The organism is Halomonas sp. DP4Y7-1 (genome assembly GCF_019800705.1).
In the GTDB taxonomy this organism is placed as follows: Bacteria; Pseudomonadota; Gammaproteobacteria; order Pseudomonadales; family Halomonadaceae; genus Halomonas; species Halomonas litopenaei_A.
The window spans coordinates 36951-52461 of the sequence record NZ_JAHVKS010000012.1 but is presented as its reverse complement, the minus strand read 5'-3'; the positions used below and the strand labels follow the sequence as shown (position 1 = coordinate 52461).

12 protein-coding genes are annotated in these 15511 nt (G+C 62.8%); 7 read left to right on the top strand and 5 right to left on the bottom strand.

The genetic code is table 11. From position 1 onward, the window contains the following. Positions 1–175: 175 nt before the first annotated feature. From KUV72_RS18570 to KUV72_RS18550, 5 genes are all read left to right on the top strand, one after another. Positions 176–1009: a pyruvate, water dikinase regulatory protein gene (locus KUV72_RS18570; protein ID WP_206938193.1), complete on the top strand. Its 834-nt coding sequence runs from the start codon at positions 176–178 to the stop codon at positions 1007–1009. Between the two features lie 272 nt (positions 1010–1281). Further along, positions 1282–2562 (top strand): imelysin family protein, encoded by a 1281-nt coding sequence (locus tag KUV72_RS18565; protein WP_222239364.1) that lies wholly within the window; start codon positions 1282–1284, stop codon positions 2560–2562. 131 nt (positions 2563–2693) lie between these two features. After that, a complete protein-coding gene (locus tag KUV72_RS18560; RefSeq protein WP_261317567.1) occupies positions 2694–4112 on the top strand; it encodes a di-heme oxidoredictase family protein in 1419 nt (472 codons plus the stop codon). After that, positions 4109–5167 (top strand): imelysin family protein, encoded by a 1059-nt coding sequence (locus tag KUV72_RS18555; protein WP_222239363.1) that lies wholly within the window; start codon positions 4109–4111, stop codon positions 5165–5167. The genes KUV72_RS18560 and KUV72_RS18555 overlap by 4 nt, the downstream gene beginning before the upstream one ends. A gap of 4 nt (positions 5168–5171) precedes the next feature. Further along, a complete protein-coding gene (locus KUV72_RS18550; RefSeq protein WP_222239362.1) occupies positions 5172–6344 on the top strand; it encodes a DUF1513 domain-containing protein in 1173 nt (390 codons plus the stop codon). Between the two features lie 50 nt (positions 6345–6394). Here the strand turns inward: KUV72_RS18550 and KUV72_RS18545 are convergent, their stop codons facing one another. The 5 genes from KUV72_RS18545 to KUV72_RS18525 form a co-directional block, all read right to left on the bottom strand. Then, positions 6395–7642: a CaiB/BaiF CoA transferase family protein gene (locus KUV72_RS18545; protein ID WP_261317566.1), complete on the bottom strand. Its 1248-nt coding sequence runs from the start codon at positions 7640–7642 to the stop codon at positions 6395–6397. A 14-nt stretch (positions 7643–7656) separates the two neighbouring features. Next, a complete protein-coding gene (locus KUV72_RS18540) occupies positions 7657–8838 on the bottom strand; it encodes an acyl-CoA dehydrogenase (RefSeq protein ID WP_222163167.1) in 1182 nt (393 codons plus the stop codon). A gap of 219 nt (positions 8839–9057) precedes the next feature. After that, positions 9058–9966, bottom strand: a complete 909-nt coding sequence (gene mmsB / locus KUV72_RS18535) for a 3-hydroxyisobutyrate dehydrogenase (protein ID WP_222239361.1) — start codon at positions 9964–9966, stop codon at positions 9058–9060. A 168-nt stretch (positions 9967–10134) separates the two neighbouring features. Then, positions 10135–11262 carry an enoyl-CoA hydratase/isomerase family protein gene (locus KUV72_RS18530; RefSeq protein WP_222239360.1) on the bottom strand — a complete coding sequence of 376 codons (1128 nt, stop codon included), beginning with the start codon at positions 11260–11262 and terminating at the stop codon, positions 10135–10137. Positions 11263–11408: 146 nt separating this feature from the next. Continuing rightward, positions 11409–12575, bottom strand: coding sequence for an acyl-CoA dehydrogenase family protein (locus tag KUV72_RS18525; protein ID WP_206938179.1), 1167 nt, complete (start codon positions 12573–12575; stop codon positions 11409–11411). Positions 12576–13036: 461 nt separating this feature from the next. Here KUV72_RS18525 and KUV72_RS18520 point away from each other — a divergent pair, with 461 nt between their 5' ends. Together KUV72_RS18520 and KUV72_RS18515 are read left to right on the top strand one after the other, a co-directional pair. Continuing rightward, positions 13037–13510: a MerR family transcriptional regulator gene (locus KUV72_RS18520; protein WP_222239359.1), complete on the top strand. Its 474-nt coding sequence runs from the start codon at positions 13037–13039 to the stop codon at positions 13508–13510. A 137-nt stretch (positions 13511–13647) separates the two neighbouring features. Then, complete coding sequence (locus KUV72_RS18515; RefSeq protein WP_222239358.1) at positions 13648–15357, top strand: AMP-binding protein; 1710 nt, start codon at positions 13648–13650, stop codon at positions 15355–15357. Positions 15358–15511 lie beyond the last annotated feature (154 nt).

The following is a 15511-nucleotide window of genomic DNA, read 5'->3' as shown; positions in this document are numbered from 1 at the left end:
TTCCCTCACCTGGCCTGGGGGCCAACGGTCTCGGCCCATCATTGGGCCAGCACAGCCGATTGATCTGCTTGTAGTCAGGGAGGCCAATCCCGGCTAATTTTACTTCGATCGCGCACAACTTGTCTGTCCCCGCCATGCAGCGGACAATGCCAGCACTCTTTACAAGGTATCCGCCATGACCCGTACCGCTTTCTTCATTTCCGACGGCACCGGCATCACCGCCGAAAGTCTTGGACGCAGCCTGCTGGCCCAGTTCGAGAACGTCGAGATACGCAAGTTGACCAAGCCTTATATCGACACTATCGAGAAGGCGCGCTCGCTGGTCGGGATCATCGAAGCCACCGCGGTCAGGGACGGCGTGCAGCCGATCATCATCGACACCATCGTCGACGAAAAGATTCGCGCCGTGATTCGTCAAGCGCCGGGGTTCAAGGTCGATATCTTCTCGACCTTTCTGGAGCCGCTGGAAAAGGAACTGGAAACACATTCGTCCTACAGCGTGGGGCGCACTCACGCCATTTCCAGCGATGACGTCTACATGGACCGCATTCACTCGGTGCACTTCGCCCTGGACAATGACGACGGCGCGCGCACCCATCAATACGACCAGGCGGACGTGATCCTGGTCGGCGTGTCGCGCTGCGGCAAGACCCCAACGTCGCTCTACCTGGCACTGCAGTTCGGCGTTCGTGCCGCCAACTACCCGCTGACCGAAGACGACCAGGACGACAGCGGCACCCTGAAACTGCCGGCCGTGCTGGCCAAGCAACGCCACAAGCTGTTTGGCCTGACCATCGATCCCAGGCGACTGGCAGCGATTCGCCACGAACGAAGGCCCAATAGCCGCTACAGCAGCATGGACCAATGCATGCAGGAGGTGGCTCAGGCTGAAGCCATGTTCCGACAGCTGCATATTCCGTTCATCGACGCCACGCGCTTTTCCGTGGAAGAGATTTCGACGCGCATGATTGCGGAAACCGGCATCAACCGCCGCTTTTCCCCTCGCTGATCGCGCTCAGGACATCGGGGCAAGTGCTCCGAGTCCCCGGTTACCTCTGCTTTCCCTGTCCGCTGGGCCACACGGTCGGCACGATTGACTGTCGGCCCACGGACAGACGTCCACTCGTCATCTTTGCAGCAAGTGCTTGTCTCTATCGCTTCGCCCACGTCCTTTACCTCTTCGACAGCAGGCCGCTCAGCTTGCAATGAGAGTCAATCTCGTTACTATTTCAAGGACGCGTTCCAGCGCCTCCTTCCTGCCTTCGTGAAAAGGACAATTCCATGATCTCTCGTCTTGTGCGTCGCCCTCTGGCGCTTGCTATCGCGGCCGGTGCTCTCGCTGTGGCTTCCCATGCTTCCGCCGAGGATGTCACCGCCGACGCCGTCGTCGGGCACTACGCTGACCTGGCACACACCACCTACAGCGATGCGCTGAAGACCGCCAAGGCGCTGGACGTCGCCATCGATGAGCTGCTGGCGGCCCCGACCTCCGAAACCTTGGCTGCCGCCAAGAAGGCCTGGCGCGAGGCACGCATTCCTTACCAGCAGAGTGAGGTCTTCCGCTTCGGCAACGCGGTGGTCGATGACTGGGAAGGCCAACTCAACGCCTGGCCGCTGGACGAGGGCATGATCGATTACGTCAGCCAGGACGGCTATCAGCATGAGCTCGGCAACGCCGGTGCCACCGCCAACATCATCGCCTCCTCCTCGATTACCGTCGGCGGCGACGAGATCGACGTCTCCACCCTTTCGCCGGAACTGCTGGCAGAGCTCAATGAAATTGGCGGCTCCGAAGCCAACGTCGCCACCGGCTATCACGCCATTGAGTTTCTGCTGTGGGGACAGGACCTGCATGGCTACGAGCCGGGTGCCGGCGAGCGTGAGGCCAGCGACTTCGCCCTTGGCGATGACTGCACCAACGGTAACTGCGATCGCCGCCGCGCCTACTTGAAAGCCGCCAGCCAGCTACTGATCCAGGATCTGGAGTGGATGGTGGCCCAATGGGCTCCGGTGGACGAAGACAACTATCGCCGCGAGTTGACCAGCGTACCGAGCGAAGAAGGCCTGCGCCGTATTCTGTTTGGCATGGGGTCGCTGTCACTGGGCGAGCTGGCCGGTGAGCGCATGAAGGTCGCACTGGAGGCCAATTCCTATGAAGACGAGCACGACTGCTTCAGCGACAACACCCACAACTCGCACTACTACAATGGCAAGGGCATTCAGAACGTCTACACCGGCCAATATCAGCGCATCGATGGCAGCGTTCTCGAGGGACCCAGTGTAGAGGCCCTGCTGGCGCAGACCGACAGCGACCTGGCGCAGACCCTTGAGCAGCAGCTTGAGAGCTCCATGGCAGCCCTGGGCACCCTCAAGCAGACGGCGGAGCAGAGCGAGTCGCCCATGACCTTCGACATGATGATCGCTCCAGGCAATGAGCAAGGTGCGGCCATCGTCAACGACGCCATTCTTGCCCTGGTCACCCAGACTGTCTCCATCGAGGAGGCTGCGGGCGAGCTTGGCGTCACCTCACTCGAGCCGGATGATGCCGGTCACGACTTCTGATCGTCTCCTGGCCGGAGCTTTGTTGATGTAGATCACATCCAGGCCAAGAACTAAATGATGAAATGCGATTCATTCGCCTCGAGAAGCCGCACGCCTTGGCGTGCGGCTTGACTGTGTCAAGGAATCGCCAGATGCGTCACATGCCCACCTTAAACCGTACCTTGCCAGTCTTGCTGGCTGGGCTCACCCTTGGCACGCAGGTCCTTGCCAGCGGCGAGCCATCACTCCAGACCGATCCTCGCTCCGGCGGCGAAGGCTCGGTCAAGCAGTTCGACCACAACGCTTACTCGCTGCCCCTGGGCAACATGAGCATGACCAAGCGGCTCGACTTCAGCGTCGGCAACAGTTTCTTTCGCAATCCCTGGGTCGTGGCCCCCGCTAGCACCGATGCCCGTGACGGCCTTGGTCCGCTGATCAATACCAACAGCTGCCAGGGCTGTCATATCAAGGACGGTCGCGGTCACCCGCCGGCAGACGGTGAACCACCGGTGTCCCTGTTCCTGAGGCTATCCGTGCCGGCCACCACCGCGGACGACCACGAGCTGGTCAGGCGAACCGGCGCTGTGCCGGTGCCCCACTACGGCCGCCAGCTGCAAACCGCGGCGATTCCGGGCGCAACGCCTGAAGCCGACATGGTTCGCTCACTCTCGCCCCGAGAGATTACCTTCGATGATGGCCACCAGGTCACGCTGGCGGTGCCCACCTACCACATCGAGGATCCCGCCTACGGCGCCCTGCCCGAGACGCTGCTGACCTCGCCCCGGGTGGCGCCACCGATGATCGGACTGGGCCTGCTCGAAGTGGTGGACGAGGACCAGCTGCTGCAGTGGGCGGATCCCGACGATAGCGACGCAGACGGTATCTCCGGGCGCGCCAATCGTGTCTGGGACGTGCGCCAGCAGGAGACGGTGCTGGGACGATTTGGCTGGAAGGCCGGCGAACCCAGTGTGGAACAGCAGAGCCTGCATGCCTTCGCCGGCGACATGGGGCTGACCTCACGTCTGGCCGCCGCTACCGACTGCATGCCAGGCCAGAGCTGCGAGGACTTCCCCGACGGCGGCGACCCGGAGGTCAGCGACGAAGTGGCCGACTTTGTCACCTTCTATGCCTCGAGCCTGGCCGTTCCGCAGCGAAGGAACATGCAGGATCCTGCGGTACAGGCCGGCGCCCGCCAGTTCAACGAACTCGGCTGCGCCGCCTGCCACCGCCCCAGCCTGACCACCCCGGAGGACACGGCTCGTCCTGAACTGGCGGGCCAGACCCTGTGGGCCTACACCGATATGCTGCTGCATGATATGGGGCCGGAGCTTGCCGACGGCCGCCCCGAGTACCAGGCAGATGGCAACGAATGGCGCACCCCGCCGCTGTGGGGCATCGGTCTTGCCCAGCAGGTCAACCCCCAGGCAGGCTTTCTCCACGATGGCCGGGCACGCACCCTTGAAGAGGCCATCCTGTGGCACGGTGGAGAAGCGCTCACCGCCCGGGATCGTTATCGCGCTCTTGCGCAGCAGGAGCGTGCACAATTGCTGGAGTTCCTGAATTCACTATGACGTACCGCTCACGTTCCCCCTTCGCGTCACTTTCTCGCGCCTTTTCACTGGGTGGCGCCACGCTGGCGTCGATCGTCGCGATGTACAGTAGCGCCGCCCTCGCTGACCAGGCGGGTACTTCGCCCCGTGAGACGTGGCATCACGATATCCAGCAGGGTTACCAGCAGCTGAACCGCACCACCGAGTCCCTGGCGGAGGCCTTCACGCCGGGTTGCGATGCGCTCGATCAAGACGCCCTGGCAGCGCACTGGCTGGACGCCTACCAGGCCTGGCAGGCCGTCCGCTTCGTCGATTTTGGCCCGATCGAGGTCGACAGTCGCGCCTGGCAGCTGCAGTTCTGGCCTGACAACAAGAACCTGGTCGGCAGTCGCATCGCCAGCCGACTGGGTCAGGAGACGGCGGTCACGCCCGCTGACATCGCCGCCGCCGGCGTCGCCGAGCAGGGCTTCCCTGCCTTGGAATACCTGCTGTTTGACGACGCCATGACGCAGCACTCGCTCCAGCAGCCGAATGCCTGTGCGCTGGCCCAGGCCATCAGTCAGCACCTTGCTCAGGTCGCCAGCGAGCTGAACCGCGATTGGCAAGCCTTCCGCTCCCACTACCTGACCACCGACAGCTACTCCGAGGCCACCGTTCACGCCGCGCTGCAGTCCCTCGAGATCCTCGAGGACAAGCGCCTGGGCGAGCCCCTAGGGATGATGGGCGCACCGGCCAATGGCTACCGCGCAGAGGCCTGGCGCAGTGATGCCTCGATCACCCTGGCGACGGCCACCCTGGAGGGACTGCAGGATCACTTCGTCCCGGGGCTCGCACTGTGGCTCTCGCAGCAGCACCAGGACGATCTTGCCGCGGCATTCAGCGACCAGCTCAAGGATACGCTCGATCAGGCACGTCAACTGGACACAGGGATTGCCGCCGGACTGCAAGACGACCAGACGCGCCAGCAGCTGGCCACGCTCTATCTGGAGGTTGCCCAGCTACGCCAGGTACTCGGCGATGAAATAGCCCCGGCGCTAGGTATCGTTCGCGGCTTCAACTCGAGCGACGGAGACTGATCCCATGTCATCGAGGCTAGCCATCGGCCGCAGACAGCCGTCGACTTCTCGGCAAGCATCGGTTCAGGACCCCCTGCGCCGACGGCTGCTGGTCAGCTCCAGTGCGGGACTCGCCCTGACCGGCCTGGCGTTATCGGGTGTGCCCATATCGCTGTGGGCCAGCGACGAGCAGCAGCGGCGTGAGTGGTTTTTCAGCGCAGTGGACGACACCCATGGCGGCCATCACCTGGCGGGTATTCGGCGTGACGGCAGCGAGCATTTTCTGCTGCCAGCGCCAGAGCGCTGTCACGGCGGCTGCCTGCGGCCAGGCCACGACCAGGCGGTGCTGTTTGCACGTCGTCCCGGCTACCGCTTCCACGTCATCGACGCATCGCATCAAGCGACGCTGATGACCATTGAAGCGGGTGACGGGCGCCACTTCTATGGACATGGGGTGTTCGACCCCAGCGGCCGTTGGCTCTACCTCACCGCCAATCGCGTCGAGGATGCCATGGGGCTGGTGCAGGTGCGGGATGCAGAGGATCACTATCGTCTGGTGAATGAGTGGGAACTGGACGGTATCGGGCCCCACGAGATCGGCCTGATGCCCGACGGTGCCAGCCTGGCGATCGCCCTGGGCGGCATCCTGACCCGTCCCGAAAGCGGCCGCGCCAAGCTCAACCTGGCCGAGATGGCACCGGCCCTGCTGCTGATCGATCGCCAGAGCGGTGACATTGTGGAGCGCCACCGCCCGTCTCACCACCAGCTGAGCTGCCGCCACCTGGATATTGCCGAAGATGGCAGCATCATCGTCGGCTATCAATTCCAGGGCCCCGAATGGGAAACCCACCACCCGCTGATCGCCAGGCGATCCGCAGATGGTGGGTTTGAGGAGTGGACCCTGCCCGACCAGATCCAGGCGGGCCTTGCCCAATACACGGCAAGTGTTGCGGTCAGCCAGGTTGCCGCCACTGCAGCGGTATCTGCACCCAGAGGAAACCGCGTGCTGCTGATCGACCGAAACAGTGGCGCGCTGCAGGCAGACCTCCCGATCGACGATGCTGCCGGGCTTCGCTGCGACGGCAGCGGCGGCTATCTGATCACCACCGGCAGCGGTGATGTCCACCACCTTGCGTCGTCAGGTCACCATAGCCTGGTCGCCTCGCTGCCGCTGCGCTGGGACAACCATCTGACCTGAGCAGCAACATCCACGTATCACCTGAGAAGCAACACCAGGGACCAGGCGCCTCAGCGAATGATGCCCTCGCGCCTGAGGCGTGCGATATCGTCTGCACTGAGCCCCATGTCGGCCAGCACACGCTCGCTGTGCTCGCCGAGCTTGGGGGGTGGAACATCGGCGGTGGCACTCTCGCCATCGAAGCGCAGCGGGTTGGCGACCTGAGGCACGCCATCAATCTCACGGGCCATCCCCCGGTGCTGCACCTGGGGATCGGCAAACACTTCCGTCAGGGTGTGAATCGGCCCTGCGGGAATGCCCAAGGCTTCGAAGCGCGCCAGCCACACATCCCGTTCATCGCCGCTGAGAATGCCCTGGATCAAGGCCACCAGGTCGTCACGATGGGCCACACGCCCTTCATTGGTGGCGTACTCGCCCTGACTCCACTCGGGATGCCCGAGCAGTTCAGCGAGGCGTGCAAACTGCCCATCATTGCCTACTGTCAGTACCAGGTGCCCATCCCGACAGGCAAACGCCTGGTACGGAACAATATTGGGGTGGGCGTTGCCATAGCGCTCTGGTGCACGACCGCTGACCAGCGTGTTCAGCGCCTGATTGGCCAAGGTCGCCACCTGGACATCCAGCAGTGCCAGGTCGACATGGCTGCCCTCCCCGGTGTCACGCCGGCGATTCAGTGCCGCCAGAACGCCAACGGCAGCGTACAGTCCCGTCATCACATCCGTGATGGCCACGCCTGTCTTCATCGGCATGCCATCGGCTTCGCCGGTCAGGCTCATCAAGCCGCCCATGGCCTGGATCATGAAGTCGTAACCCGCCCGATGGGCATAGGGGCCAGTCTGACCGAAGCCGGTGATGGAACATACCACCAGGGCAGGATTCAGCGCCCGCAGCGACGCAGCGTCCAGGCCGTAGCGCGCCAGCCCTCCGACCTTGAAGTTCTCGAGCACGATGTCCGCGCCGCGGGCCAACGCCTTGACCAGACGCTGGCCCTCACCGCTGGCAATATCGATCGCCAGCGACTGCTTGGCCCGATTGGCACACAGGTAGTACGCCGCCTGACGTTCGACGTCCTGCTCAGCCTGCGCCACCCCCTGGTGCCAGGGGGGACCCCAGCCACGCGTGTCATCACCCCGGCCTGGATGCTCGATCTTGATCACCCTGGCCCCCATGTCAGCCAGCAGCTGACCGCACCAGGGTCCAGCCAGTACCCGTGACATGTCGAGCACCGTCACACCGGACAGCGGTTGATTCGCCCCCAGGCCGGGAGCGGCAGCTGCAGCAGTCGACATCTCGCTCATCGTGACCCTCTCGCTCAACCGCTGAAGGCCTGGAGGCCGGTCTGGGCGCGCCCGAGGATCAGGGCGTGGACGTCGTGGGTGCCCTCGTAGGTGTTGACCGCTTCCAGGTTCATCACATGACGGATCACGTGATACTCGTCGCTGATGCCGTTGCCACCGTGCATATCGCGAGACTGGCGGGCGATATCCAGCGCCTTGCCGCAATTGTTACGCTTGATCAGGGAGATCGCTTCCGGCACCAGCTGGCCGTCGTCGATCATCCGCCCCACTCGCAGCGAGGCCTGCAGACCCAGGGCAATCTCGGTCTGCATATCCGCCAGCTTCTTTTGAATCAGCTGGTTCGCCGCCAGCGGTCGACCAAACTGCTTGCGCTCGAGAGTGTAGTCACGGGCCGCGTGCCAGCAGGCTTCGGCCGCCCCCATGGCGCCCCAGCTGATGCCATAGCGCGCCCGGTTGAGACAGGAAAATGGCCCCTTGAGTCCCTGCACGCCAGGCAGACGCTGCTCGTCCGAGACCTCGACGTCCTGGATCGCAATCTGACCGGTAATCGATGCACGCAGGCTGAACTTGCCGTCGATCTTGGGCGCGCTGAGCCCCGGCATGCCTTTCTCCAGCACGAAGCCGCGAATCACCCCTTCCTCGTCACGGGCCCACACCACGAAGACATCGGCGATCGGGGAATTGGTGATCCAGGTCTTGGTACCGTTCAGCCTCCAGCCCGACTGCGTGCGATAGGCCCGCGTCGACATGCTGCCCGGATCAGACCCGTGGTCTGGCTCGGTCAGGCCGAAGCAGCCAACCCACTCACCGCTGGCAAGCTTAGGCAGGTAGCGATCCCGCTGGGCGTCGCTGCCAAAGGCGTGAATCGGGTACATCACCAGGCTCGACTGCACGCTCATGGCGCTGCGATAGCCGGAATCCACGCGCTCCACTTCACGCGCTATCAAGCCGTAGCTGACGTAGTTCATGCCAGCGCAGCCCCAGCCGTCGATGGTGGCGCCCAGCAGACCAAGTTCGCCCATTTCGTTCATGATCTCGCGATCGAAATGCTCGTGGCGGTTGGCTTCGAGCACCCGCGGCAACAGCTTTTCCTGGCAATAGTCGTGAGCGGTCTGCTGGACCATTCGCTCTTCTTCGCTCAGCTGATCGACCAGACGGAAGGGGTCGTCCCAGGTGACGGGGGTAATGCTGCTCATTAGCCAAACTCCAAAATGTCTACATTTTTGATAAATGTAGACCTAATTCCCAATGATGCCAACCACCACCTTGGTCGAACCCAACGTGATGCTGCCCCAATGTGCTGAAACCTTGGCAAGCGCTGCCGACATCCGCGAGCGGCGCAACGCGCCCCAAACAAAAGCGGCACCGCCTGGGCAGGCGGTGCCGCTTGATCACCCAGCCGTCACACCAAAGCGTCAGTCCTGACCTGGCTCTCCGGCGCGATACAGGGATTGGATGCTCGAGAAATCCAGGCCACCGTTGCCCTGGGCACTGTGCAGCGCGAAGAGATTGCGCGCTTGCGAGCCCATGGGAACGCTGGAGCGGGAGCCCAGCGCCAGTTCCCAGGCAAGCCCCAGGTCCTTGGCCATCAGATCCGTCAGAAAGCCACCCTGATAGTCACGCGAGGCCGCAGATCCCTCCATGACACCTGGCCAGGGGTTATACACATTGAGCGCCCAGTTGCCGCCGCTGCTCTGCTTCATGATGTCGGACAGCACCGTGGGGTCGAGCCCATTCTTCACCCCCAGCGCCAGCGCCTCGGCGGTGCCACTCATCAGGATACCCAGCAGCATGTTGTTGCAGATCTTGGCCACCTGGCCGCTTCCGCTGCCGCCAGCGTGAAACAGATTCTTGCCCATCACCTCGAGCACCGGCCTGGCGCGCTCGAAGCCTGCTGCGTCACCGCCCACGATAAAGGTCAGGGTGCCGGCCTGGGCTCCACCGATACCACCGGACACCGGCGCATCCAGATAGGTACACCCACGCTTGGCCGCTTCCGCCGCCACCAGGCGTGCGTCATCCGGCGAAATGGTGGAGGCATCCAGCAGCAAGGGGGTGCCTTCCAGGGCATCCAGCAAGCCCGCTTCTCCGTCACACCCCAGATACAGCGCCTTGACGTGGGCGCCAGCCGGCAGCATCGATACCACAACGTCGGCCCCGGTGGCCGCATCAATGGCCGACACCCCGCGCCGTGCCCCCTTCTGCTCCAGCGCGGCCATGGCGCTTTCTACAAGATCGTACACGCAGACCTGGTGACCCGCGTTGACCAGATTGGCCGCCATGGGGGCCCCCATGTTACCCAACCCGATAAAGGCAATGTGCATTGGCTGTCTCCACATGTCCTGACTGTGCTCAGGACGGTTTGCATTGTTTTCGTTGTTGCTGGCGATAGGGTGATCCGCCGGCTGGTCTTGCTTGAACAAGCGCCAGAACCTTCGACCGCCCCTTCATCAGAATATGTCTATGAGGCCGGCGCGCGCTGCTGGGGGCCGCTACAGGTCATCAAGCGGGCCGGGAGCCTTGCCCCAGGGAGCGCCGAACATGGCCGCCAGATCAGCCGCAGGCACGCTGGATACGTCCCGGTGACGCCATTGCGGTGACTTGTCCTTGTCGATCAGCAGCGCCCTTACACCCTCGGCGAAGTCTCCCAGCACGTTGCATTGCACCGACACCACCAGTTCATCCCGAAAGGCATCCGCAAGGGACGAGTGGCGATGTCGCTTAAGCATGTGCCACGCCAGGTGCGCGGTCAGCGGGCATCCCTGGGTGAGTCGCTTGCGATTGGCGGCGAGCCAGGCGTCGTCACTGTGATCGGCGGTGATGGCAGCGACGGCATCCTCGACCCGCCCCTTGCCCACCAGCGAACGCAGGTGATCGAGATGCGGCCAGACCTGCGCTGCGGGAGCCTGCTCGGGTGACTCAAAGCGGGCCAGCACCTCGCATACCAGTGCCTCAGCGTCGACCACGTGACCGGCGGCGAAGTGGCAGTCACACAAGGCGTCCAACAGTTCGTCACCGCGCTCCCTGGGCACGAATCGATCGGCCATGCCCAGGTCCAGGGCGTCACGCGCGTTGATACTGGCACCGGTCAAGCCGAGGTACAGGCCTACGCCGGGAGGCATCTTGTTCAAGAACCAGCTGGCCCCGATATCCGGGTACAGCCCGATGGTCACTTCGGGCATGGCGATGCGCGTGGTCTCGGTGACCAGACGATGGCGGCCACCGGCGGTCAGCCCCAGGCCTCCCCCCATGACGATACCGTCGGCCCATACCAGCAGCGGTTTTGGGTAGGTGTGCAGACGGTAGTCAAGCCGGTACTCGGCGGCAAAATACTGGGTGGCGTAGGTACCTGGCTGGACCCGCTGCGTTTTCTCGCGCTGCAACTCGCGCACCAAAGCCACCACGTCGCCCCCGGCGCAGAATGCCTTGTCACCCTCCCCTTGCAGCCAGACGGCGTGCACGTCGGGATCCTGGGCCCACTCTTCCAGACGCTCATCCAGCTGCTCGATCATCTCCAGCGACAGGGCATTGAGTGCCTTGGGCGCGTTAAGGGTTGCGATACCGACACAGCCGCCACCCGCCGCAGGTCGCCGCTGAAATCTGACCAGATCCTGATGCATGCAAGATACTCTCCGTAGTGAAATGCCTTGCCGTAGTGAAATGCCTTCGTAGTGAAATGCCTAGCGGTAGTGAAATGCCTTGCCGCAGTGCAATACCGTGACGTTGGGCATGGCCAACCGCGTAGGGCGAGATGTGTCGGCGACGCTTACTGAAGCGCTTCGATCACACCATCGGCAAGCAGCCGACGACCGACGATCAGCCGCATGATCTCGTTGGTGCCCTCAAGGATCTGATGGACACGGGTATCACGAACCAGGCGCTCCAAGGGGTATTCCCTGATATAACCGTAGCCCCCATGCAGCTGCAGCGCCTCGTTGCAGACCTTGAAACCGATGTCGGTGGCAAAGCGTTTGGCCATGGCGCAATGCGCGGTGGCCTCGGGGTCGGCCTGATCCAATCGCCAGGCGGCCTGGCGCACCATCAAGCGAGCGGCCATCAGCTCGGTCGCCATGTCTGCCAGCTTGAACTGCAACGCCTGGAAGGAGGCCAGCTCACGCCCGAATTGCTTGCGCTCACCCAGATAATTGCGCGCCAGCGTCAGCGCGTGCTGCGCAGCGCCCAGTGAACAGCTGGCGATATTGAGACGGCCGCCGTCCAGCCCCTTCATGGCAAACCGGAACCCTTCGCCTTCCTCGCCCAGGCGATGATTGGCCGGCACGCGCACGCCATCAAGGCTGACCAACCGCGTCGGCTGGCTCTTCCAGCCCATCTTGTCTTCGTTCTTGCCGTAGCTGATGCCCGGCGCGTCGGCCGGCACGACGAAGGCCGATACGCCACGGGCACCACTGTCCGCTGCCCCGGTGCGTGCCATCACCACCAGCACCTGAGTCGCACCGGCACCAGAGATAAACATCTTCGCGCCATCAATGACATAATGATCGCCGTCACGCACCGCCTTGGTTCGCAGGTTGGCCGCGTCAGAACCGGCACCTGGCTCGGTGAGGCAGTAGGATCCCAGCAGCTCACCGCTGACCATGGCCTCCACATACTGACTGCGCACCTCGTCAACCGCCCAATTGGCGATCATCCAGGTCACCATGTTGTGAATGGTGAGATATGCGGTGGTGGCGATGCAGCCTTGGGACAGCTGCTCGAATATCAGCGAGGCGTCCAGGCGCGACAACCCGAGCCCGCCCTGTTCTTCAGGGGTATAGATGCCAAGAAAACCGGCCTCTCCAGCACGCCGGATCACATCCACGGGAAAGTGTGATTGAGCATCCCATTCGGCCGCATGATCGGCCAGCTCGACACGTGAAAAATCCGCTGCGGCGGCCACCAAGGCCTTCTGGTCATCGGTGAGAGCAAAGTCCATGACAGCTTCCTCGTCTCCAGGATGGCGGTGGCCGCCACATCCCTGGATATTCGTGTTGGATCGGCCCGTGTCAGCCTACCGACGACGCCCTGCGCCAAGCCCCTGCAACGTGAGCCATGGGGACTGCGCGACAGGCGGCTCAGCGACTACAGACTCGTCGGGGTGTTCGCGATGACGGCGCTGCATACGGGCACCTTATGCGGCCCCAACCTAGCACTTGCTTGGTTGTGTACCTATCAATCCATAGTCGTACACGCCGTCGATATCGCTCACGCCATGTGTCGACCCATAGCCTCAAACGCCCGCCCCGCCCGCGCCTGGGTGGCGAGTACGGAACCCTGGCCTTGCATGGGGAGGGTCGTCACCGACCCAGCAACATTCACTTTACGTTAACGTCAACTTTGACTAGTGTCTCTTCCAAGGACTCCAGTACATCGGGTCCCTCAACAGGACAACGCATCATGAGCAAACCTGCCAGCGCCCCCTCTACCACTCGCACCGGGGCTGCCAGCGCCGGGCAAACAGCGAAGGGCTCTACTGGGGTCTCCGTGACGTCTCGCCATTACACCATCGGTGAACTGGCCAAGATGTTCGAAGTCACCCCCCGCACCATTCGTTTCTATGAGCAGGAAGGGCTGCTGGCGCCTCGGCGCGAAGGACAGAAGCGCATCTATCGCGAGAAGGATCGCGTGCGGCTGAAGCTGACCCTGAGAGGCAAGCGTCTTGGCTTCTCCCTGGCCGAGATTCGCGAAGTGGTCATGATGTACGACGCCATGCCCGACGGAAATGCGCGCCAGTTGAAGCGACTTCTGGAAATCATCGCCGAAAAACGCGCTGAACTGGATCGTCAGCTTGAGGATATCCGCCTGATGCGCCTGGAGATGGACGACGTCGACCGGCGCGCCAGAGAGGCTCTCGATCAGCTGGACGAGTGATGCTCTCACTTCGAGGCTGAACCTGAGCCCGAACCTGAGCCGACTCGCCCCGGCCTCAGCAACCCGTCGGCCAATGACGACCTGACCATCAATAACGACAACATCCAGCACAACCCGACGACATAACGAGACCCACAATGACACGCCAGACCGCCCATTCAGCCCCCAGGATCCCTCCCAGCTATGTGAGCGGGGTCAGCGACCAGCCTCTCAAGGGCCAGACCATTGGTGATTGCTTCGACGAGACGGTCGCTCGCTTCCCTGACCAGGACGCCCTCATCAGTCGACATCAGGGACTGCGCTACACCTGGCAGCAGCTCAGAGAAGTGACCGACCAGGCTGCCAGAGCGCTGCTGGCGATGGGCGTAAAGAAAGGCGACAGGGTCGGGATCTGGTCGCCCAACTGCGCCGAATGGACGATCACCCAGTTCGCCACGGCCAAGATCGGCGCCATCCTGGTCAATATCAATCCCAGCTACCGCACCCATGAGCTCGATTACGCGCTCAAGCAGTCCGGCACCTCGACCCTGATCCTGCAGGGCAGTTTCAAGACATCGGACTATGTGGCCACCCTGGCGGAACTGGCGCCCGAGCTTCGCGATATCCCAGGGGCGGGACCATTGACGCTCAAGGGCCTGCCAGAGCTGAAGCGCGTCATCTGCCTCGACGCCGACAAGGCACTCCCGGGAATGTTGGCATGGCCGCGCATCTTCGATCGCACGGAAGAAGTCAGCGCGGCGGAGCTTGCCGAGGTCCAGGCGGGCCTGCAGTTCGATGAACCGATCAATATTCAGTACACCTCCGGCACCACCGGGGCCCCCAAGGGTGCCACCCTTTCCCACCACAACATCCTGAACAACGGCATGTTCGTGGCACGCGCCATGAACCTCACCGATCAGGACCGGATGGTCATCCCGGTGCCGCTGTACCACTGCTTCGGAATGGTCATGGGGAACCTGGGCTGCGTGACACATGGTGCCACCATGATCTACCCCGCCGACGGCTTTGACCCGGAGACCACTCTGGCGGCGGTGTCCGAGGAGAAGGCGACAACACTGTACGGCGTTCCCACCATGTTCATTGCGGAGCTGGAGCATCCCGACTTCAAGCGCTATGACCTGTCGTCACTGCGCACCGGCATCATGGCGGGTTCCATCTGCCCCATCGAGGTCATGCGCCGCGTCATCGATCAGATGAACATGCAGGACGTCACCATCTGCTATGGCATGACCGAAACCAGCCCCGTCAGCCTGCAGACCACCACTGACGCCCCGCTGGACAAGCGCGTGACCACCGTGGGCACCATTCACCCTCACCTTGAAGTCAAGCTGGTGCATCCTGACAGCGGGGCCGTCGTGCCCAGGGGTGAACCTGGCGAACTGTGTACGCGCGGCTACAGCGTGATGCTCGGCTACTGGAACAATGAAGAGGCAACAGCTTCGGCCATTGATGCGGCAGGCTGGATGCATACCGGCGACCTGGCGACCATGGATGACGAGGGCTATGTCTCGATCGTCGGACGCATCAAGGACATGATCATTCGTGGCGGCGAGAACATCTACCCGCGCGAAATCGAGGACTTTCTGTATACCCACCCCGCCATTTCGGACGTGCAGGTGATCGGCGTGCCGGATCGCAAGTACGGTGAAGAGGTCATGGCCTGGGTCAAGCTGAGCGAGGGCGAGCAGCTCGATGAAGACGCTCTCAAGGCATTCTGCAAAGGCAAGATTGCCCACTACAAGGTGCCCCGCTACGTAAAGTTCGTAGACGAGTTCCCGATGACCGTCACCGGCAAGATTCAGAAGTTCAAGATGCGCAAGGAAGCCACCGACGAACTAGGGTTGTAAGCCCCCTGGCTCGTGGGCATTCCCTGAAACTCAAGCACTGAAACTCAAGCACTGAAACTCAAGCACTGAAACTCAAGCACTGATACACAAGCACTGATACTCAAGCACTGATACTCAAGCACTGAGACCCAGCCGCAAAAAAGGCGTCCCCATC

What these genes read in the sequence shown, in the direction of transcription:
- KUV72_RS18530 (WP_222239360.1), bottom strand. Translation starts at nt 11,262, where the DNA reads ATGCATCAGGATCTGGTCAGATTTCAGCGGCGACCTGCGGCGGGTGGC.
- KUV72_RS18550 (WP_222239362.1), top strand. Translation starts at nt 5,172, where the DNA reads ATGTCATCGAGGCTAGCCATCGGCCGCAGACAGCCGTCGACTTCTCGG.
- KUV72_RS18515 (WP_222239358.1), top strand. Translation starts at nt 13,648, where the DNA reads ATGACACGCCAGACCGCCCATTCAGCCCCCAGGATCCCTCCCAGCTAT.
- mmsB (WP_222239361.1), bottom strand. Translation starts at nt 9,966, where the DNA reads ATGCACATTGCCTTTATCGGGTTGGGTAACATGGGGGCCCCCATGGCG.
- KUV72_RS18565 (WP_222239364.1), top strand. Translation starts at nt 1,282, where the DNA reads ATGATCTCTCGTCTTGTGCGTCGCCCTCTGGCGCTTGCTATCGCGGCC.
- KUV72_RS18560 (WP_261317567.1), top strand. Translation starts at nt 2,694, where the DNA reads ATGCGTCACATGCCCACCTTAAACCGTACCTTGCCAGTCTTGCTGGCT.
- KUV72_RS18525 (WP_206938179.1), bottom strand. Translation starts at nt 12,575, where the DNA reads ATGGACTTTGCTCTCACCGATGACCAGAAGGCCTTGGTGGCCGCCGCA.
- KUV72_RS18555 (WP_222239363.1), top strand. Translation starts at nt 4,109, where the DNA reads ATGACGTACCGCTCACGTTCCCCCTTCGCGTCACTTTCTCGCGCCTTT.
- KUV72_RS18545 (WP_261317566.1), bottom strand. Translation starts at nt 7,642, where the DNA reads ATGAGCGAGATGTCGACTGCTGCAGCTGCCGCTCCCGGCCTGGGGGCG.
- KUV72_RS18570 (WP_206938193.1), top strand. Translation starts at nt 176, where the DNA reads ATGACCCGTACCGCTTTCTTCATTTCCGACGGCACCGGCATCACCGCC.
- KUV72_RS18540 (WP_222163167.1), bottom strand. Translation starts at nt 8,838, where the DNA reads ATGAGCAGCATTACCCCCGTCACCTGGGACGACCCCTTCCGTCTGGTC.
- KUV72_RS18520 (WP_222239359.1), top strand. Translation starts at nt 13,037, where the DNA reads ATGAGCAAACCTGCCAGCGCCCCCTCTACCACTCGCACCGGGGCTGCC.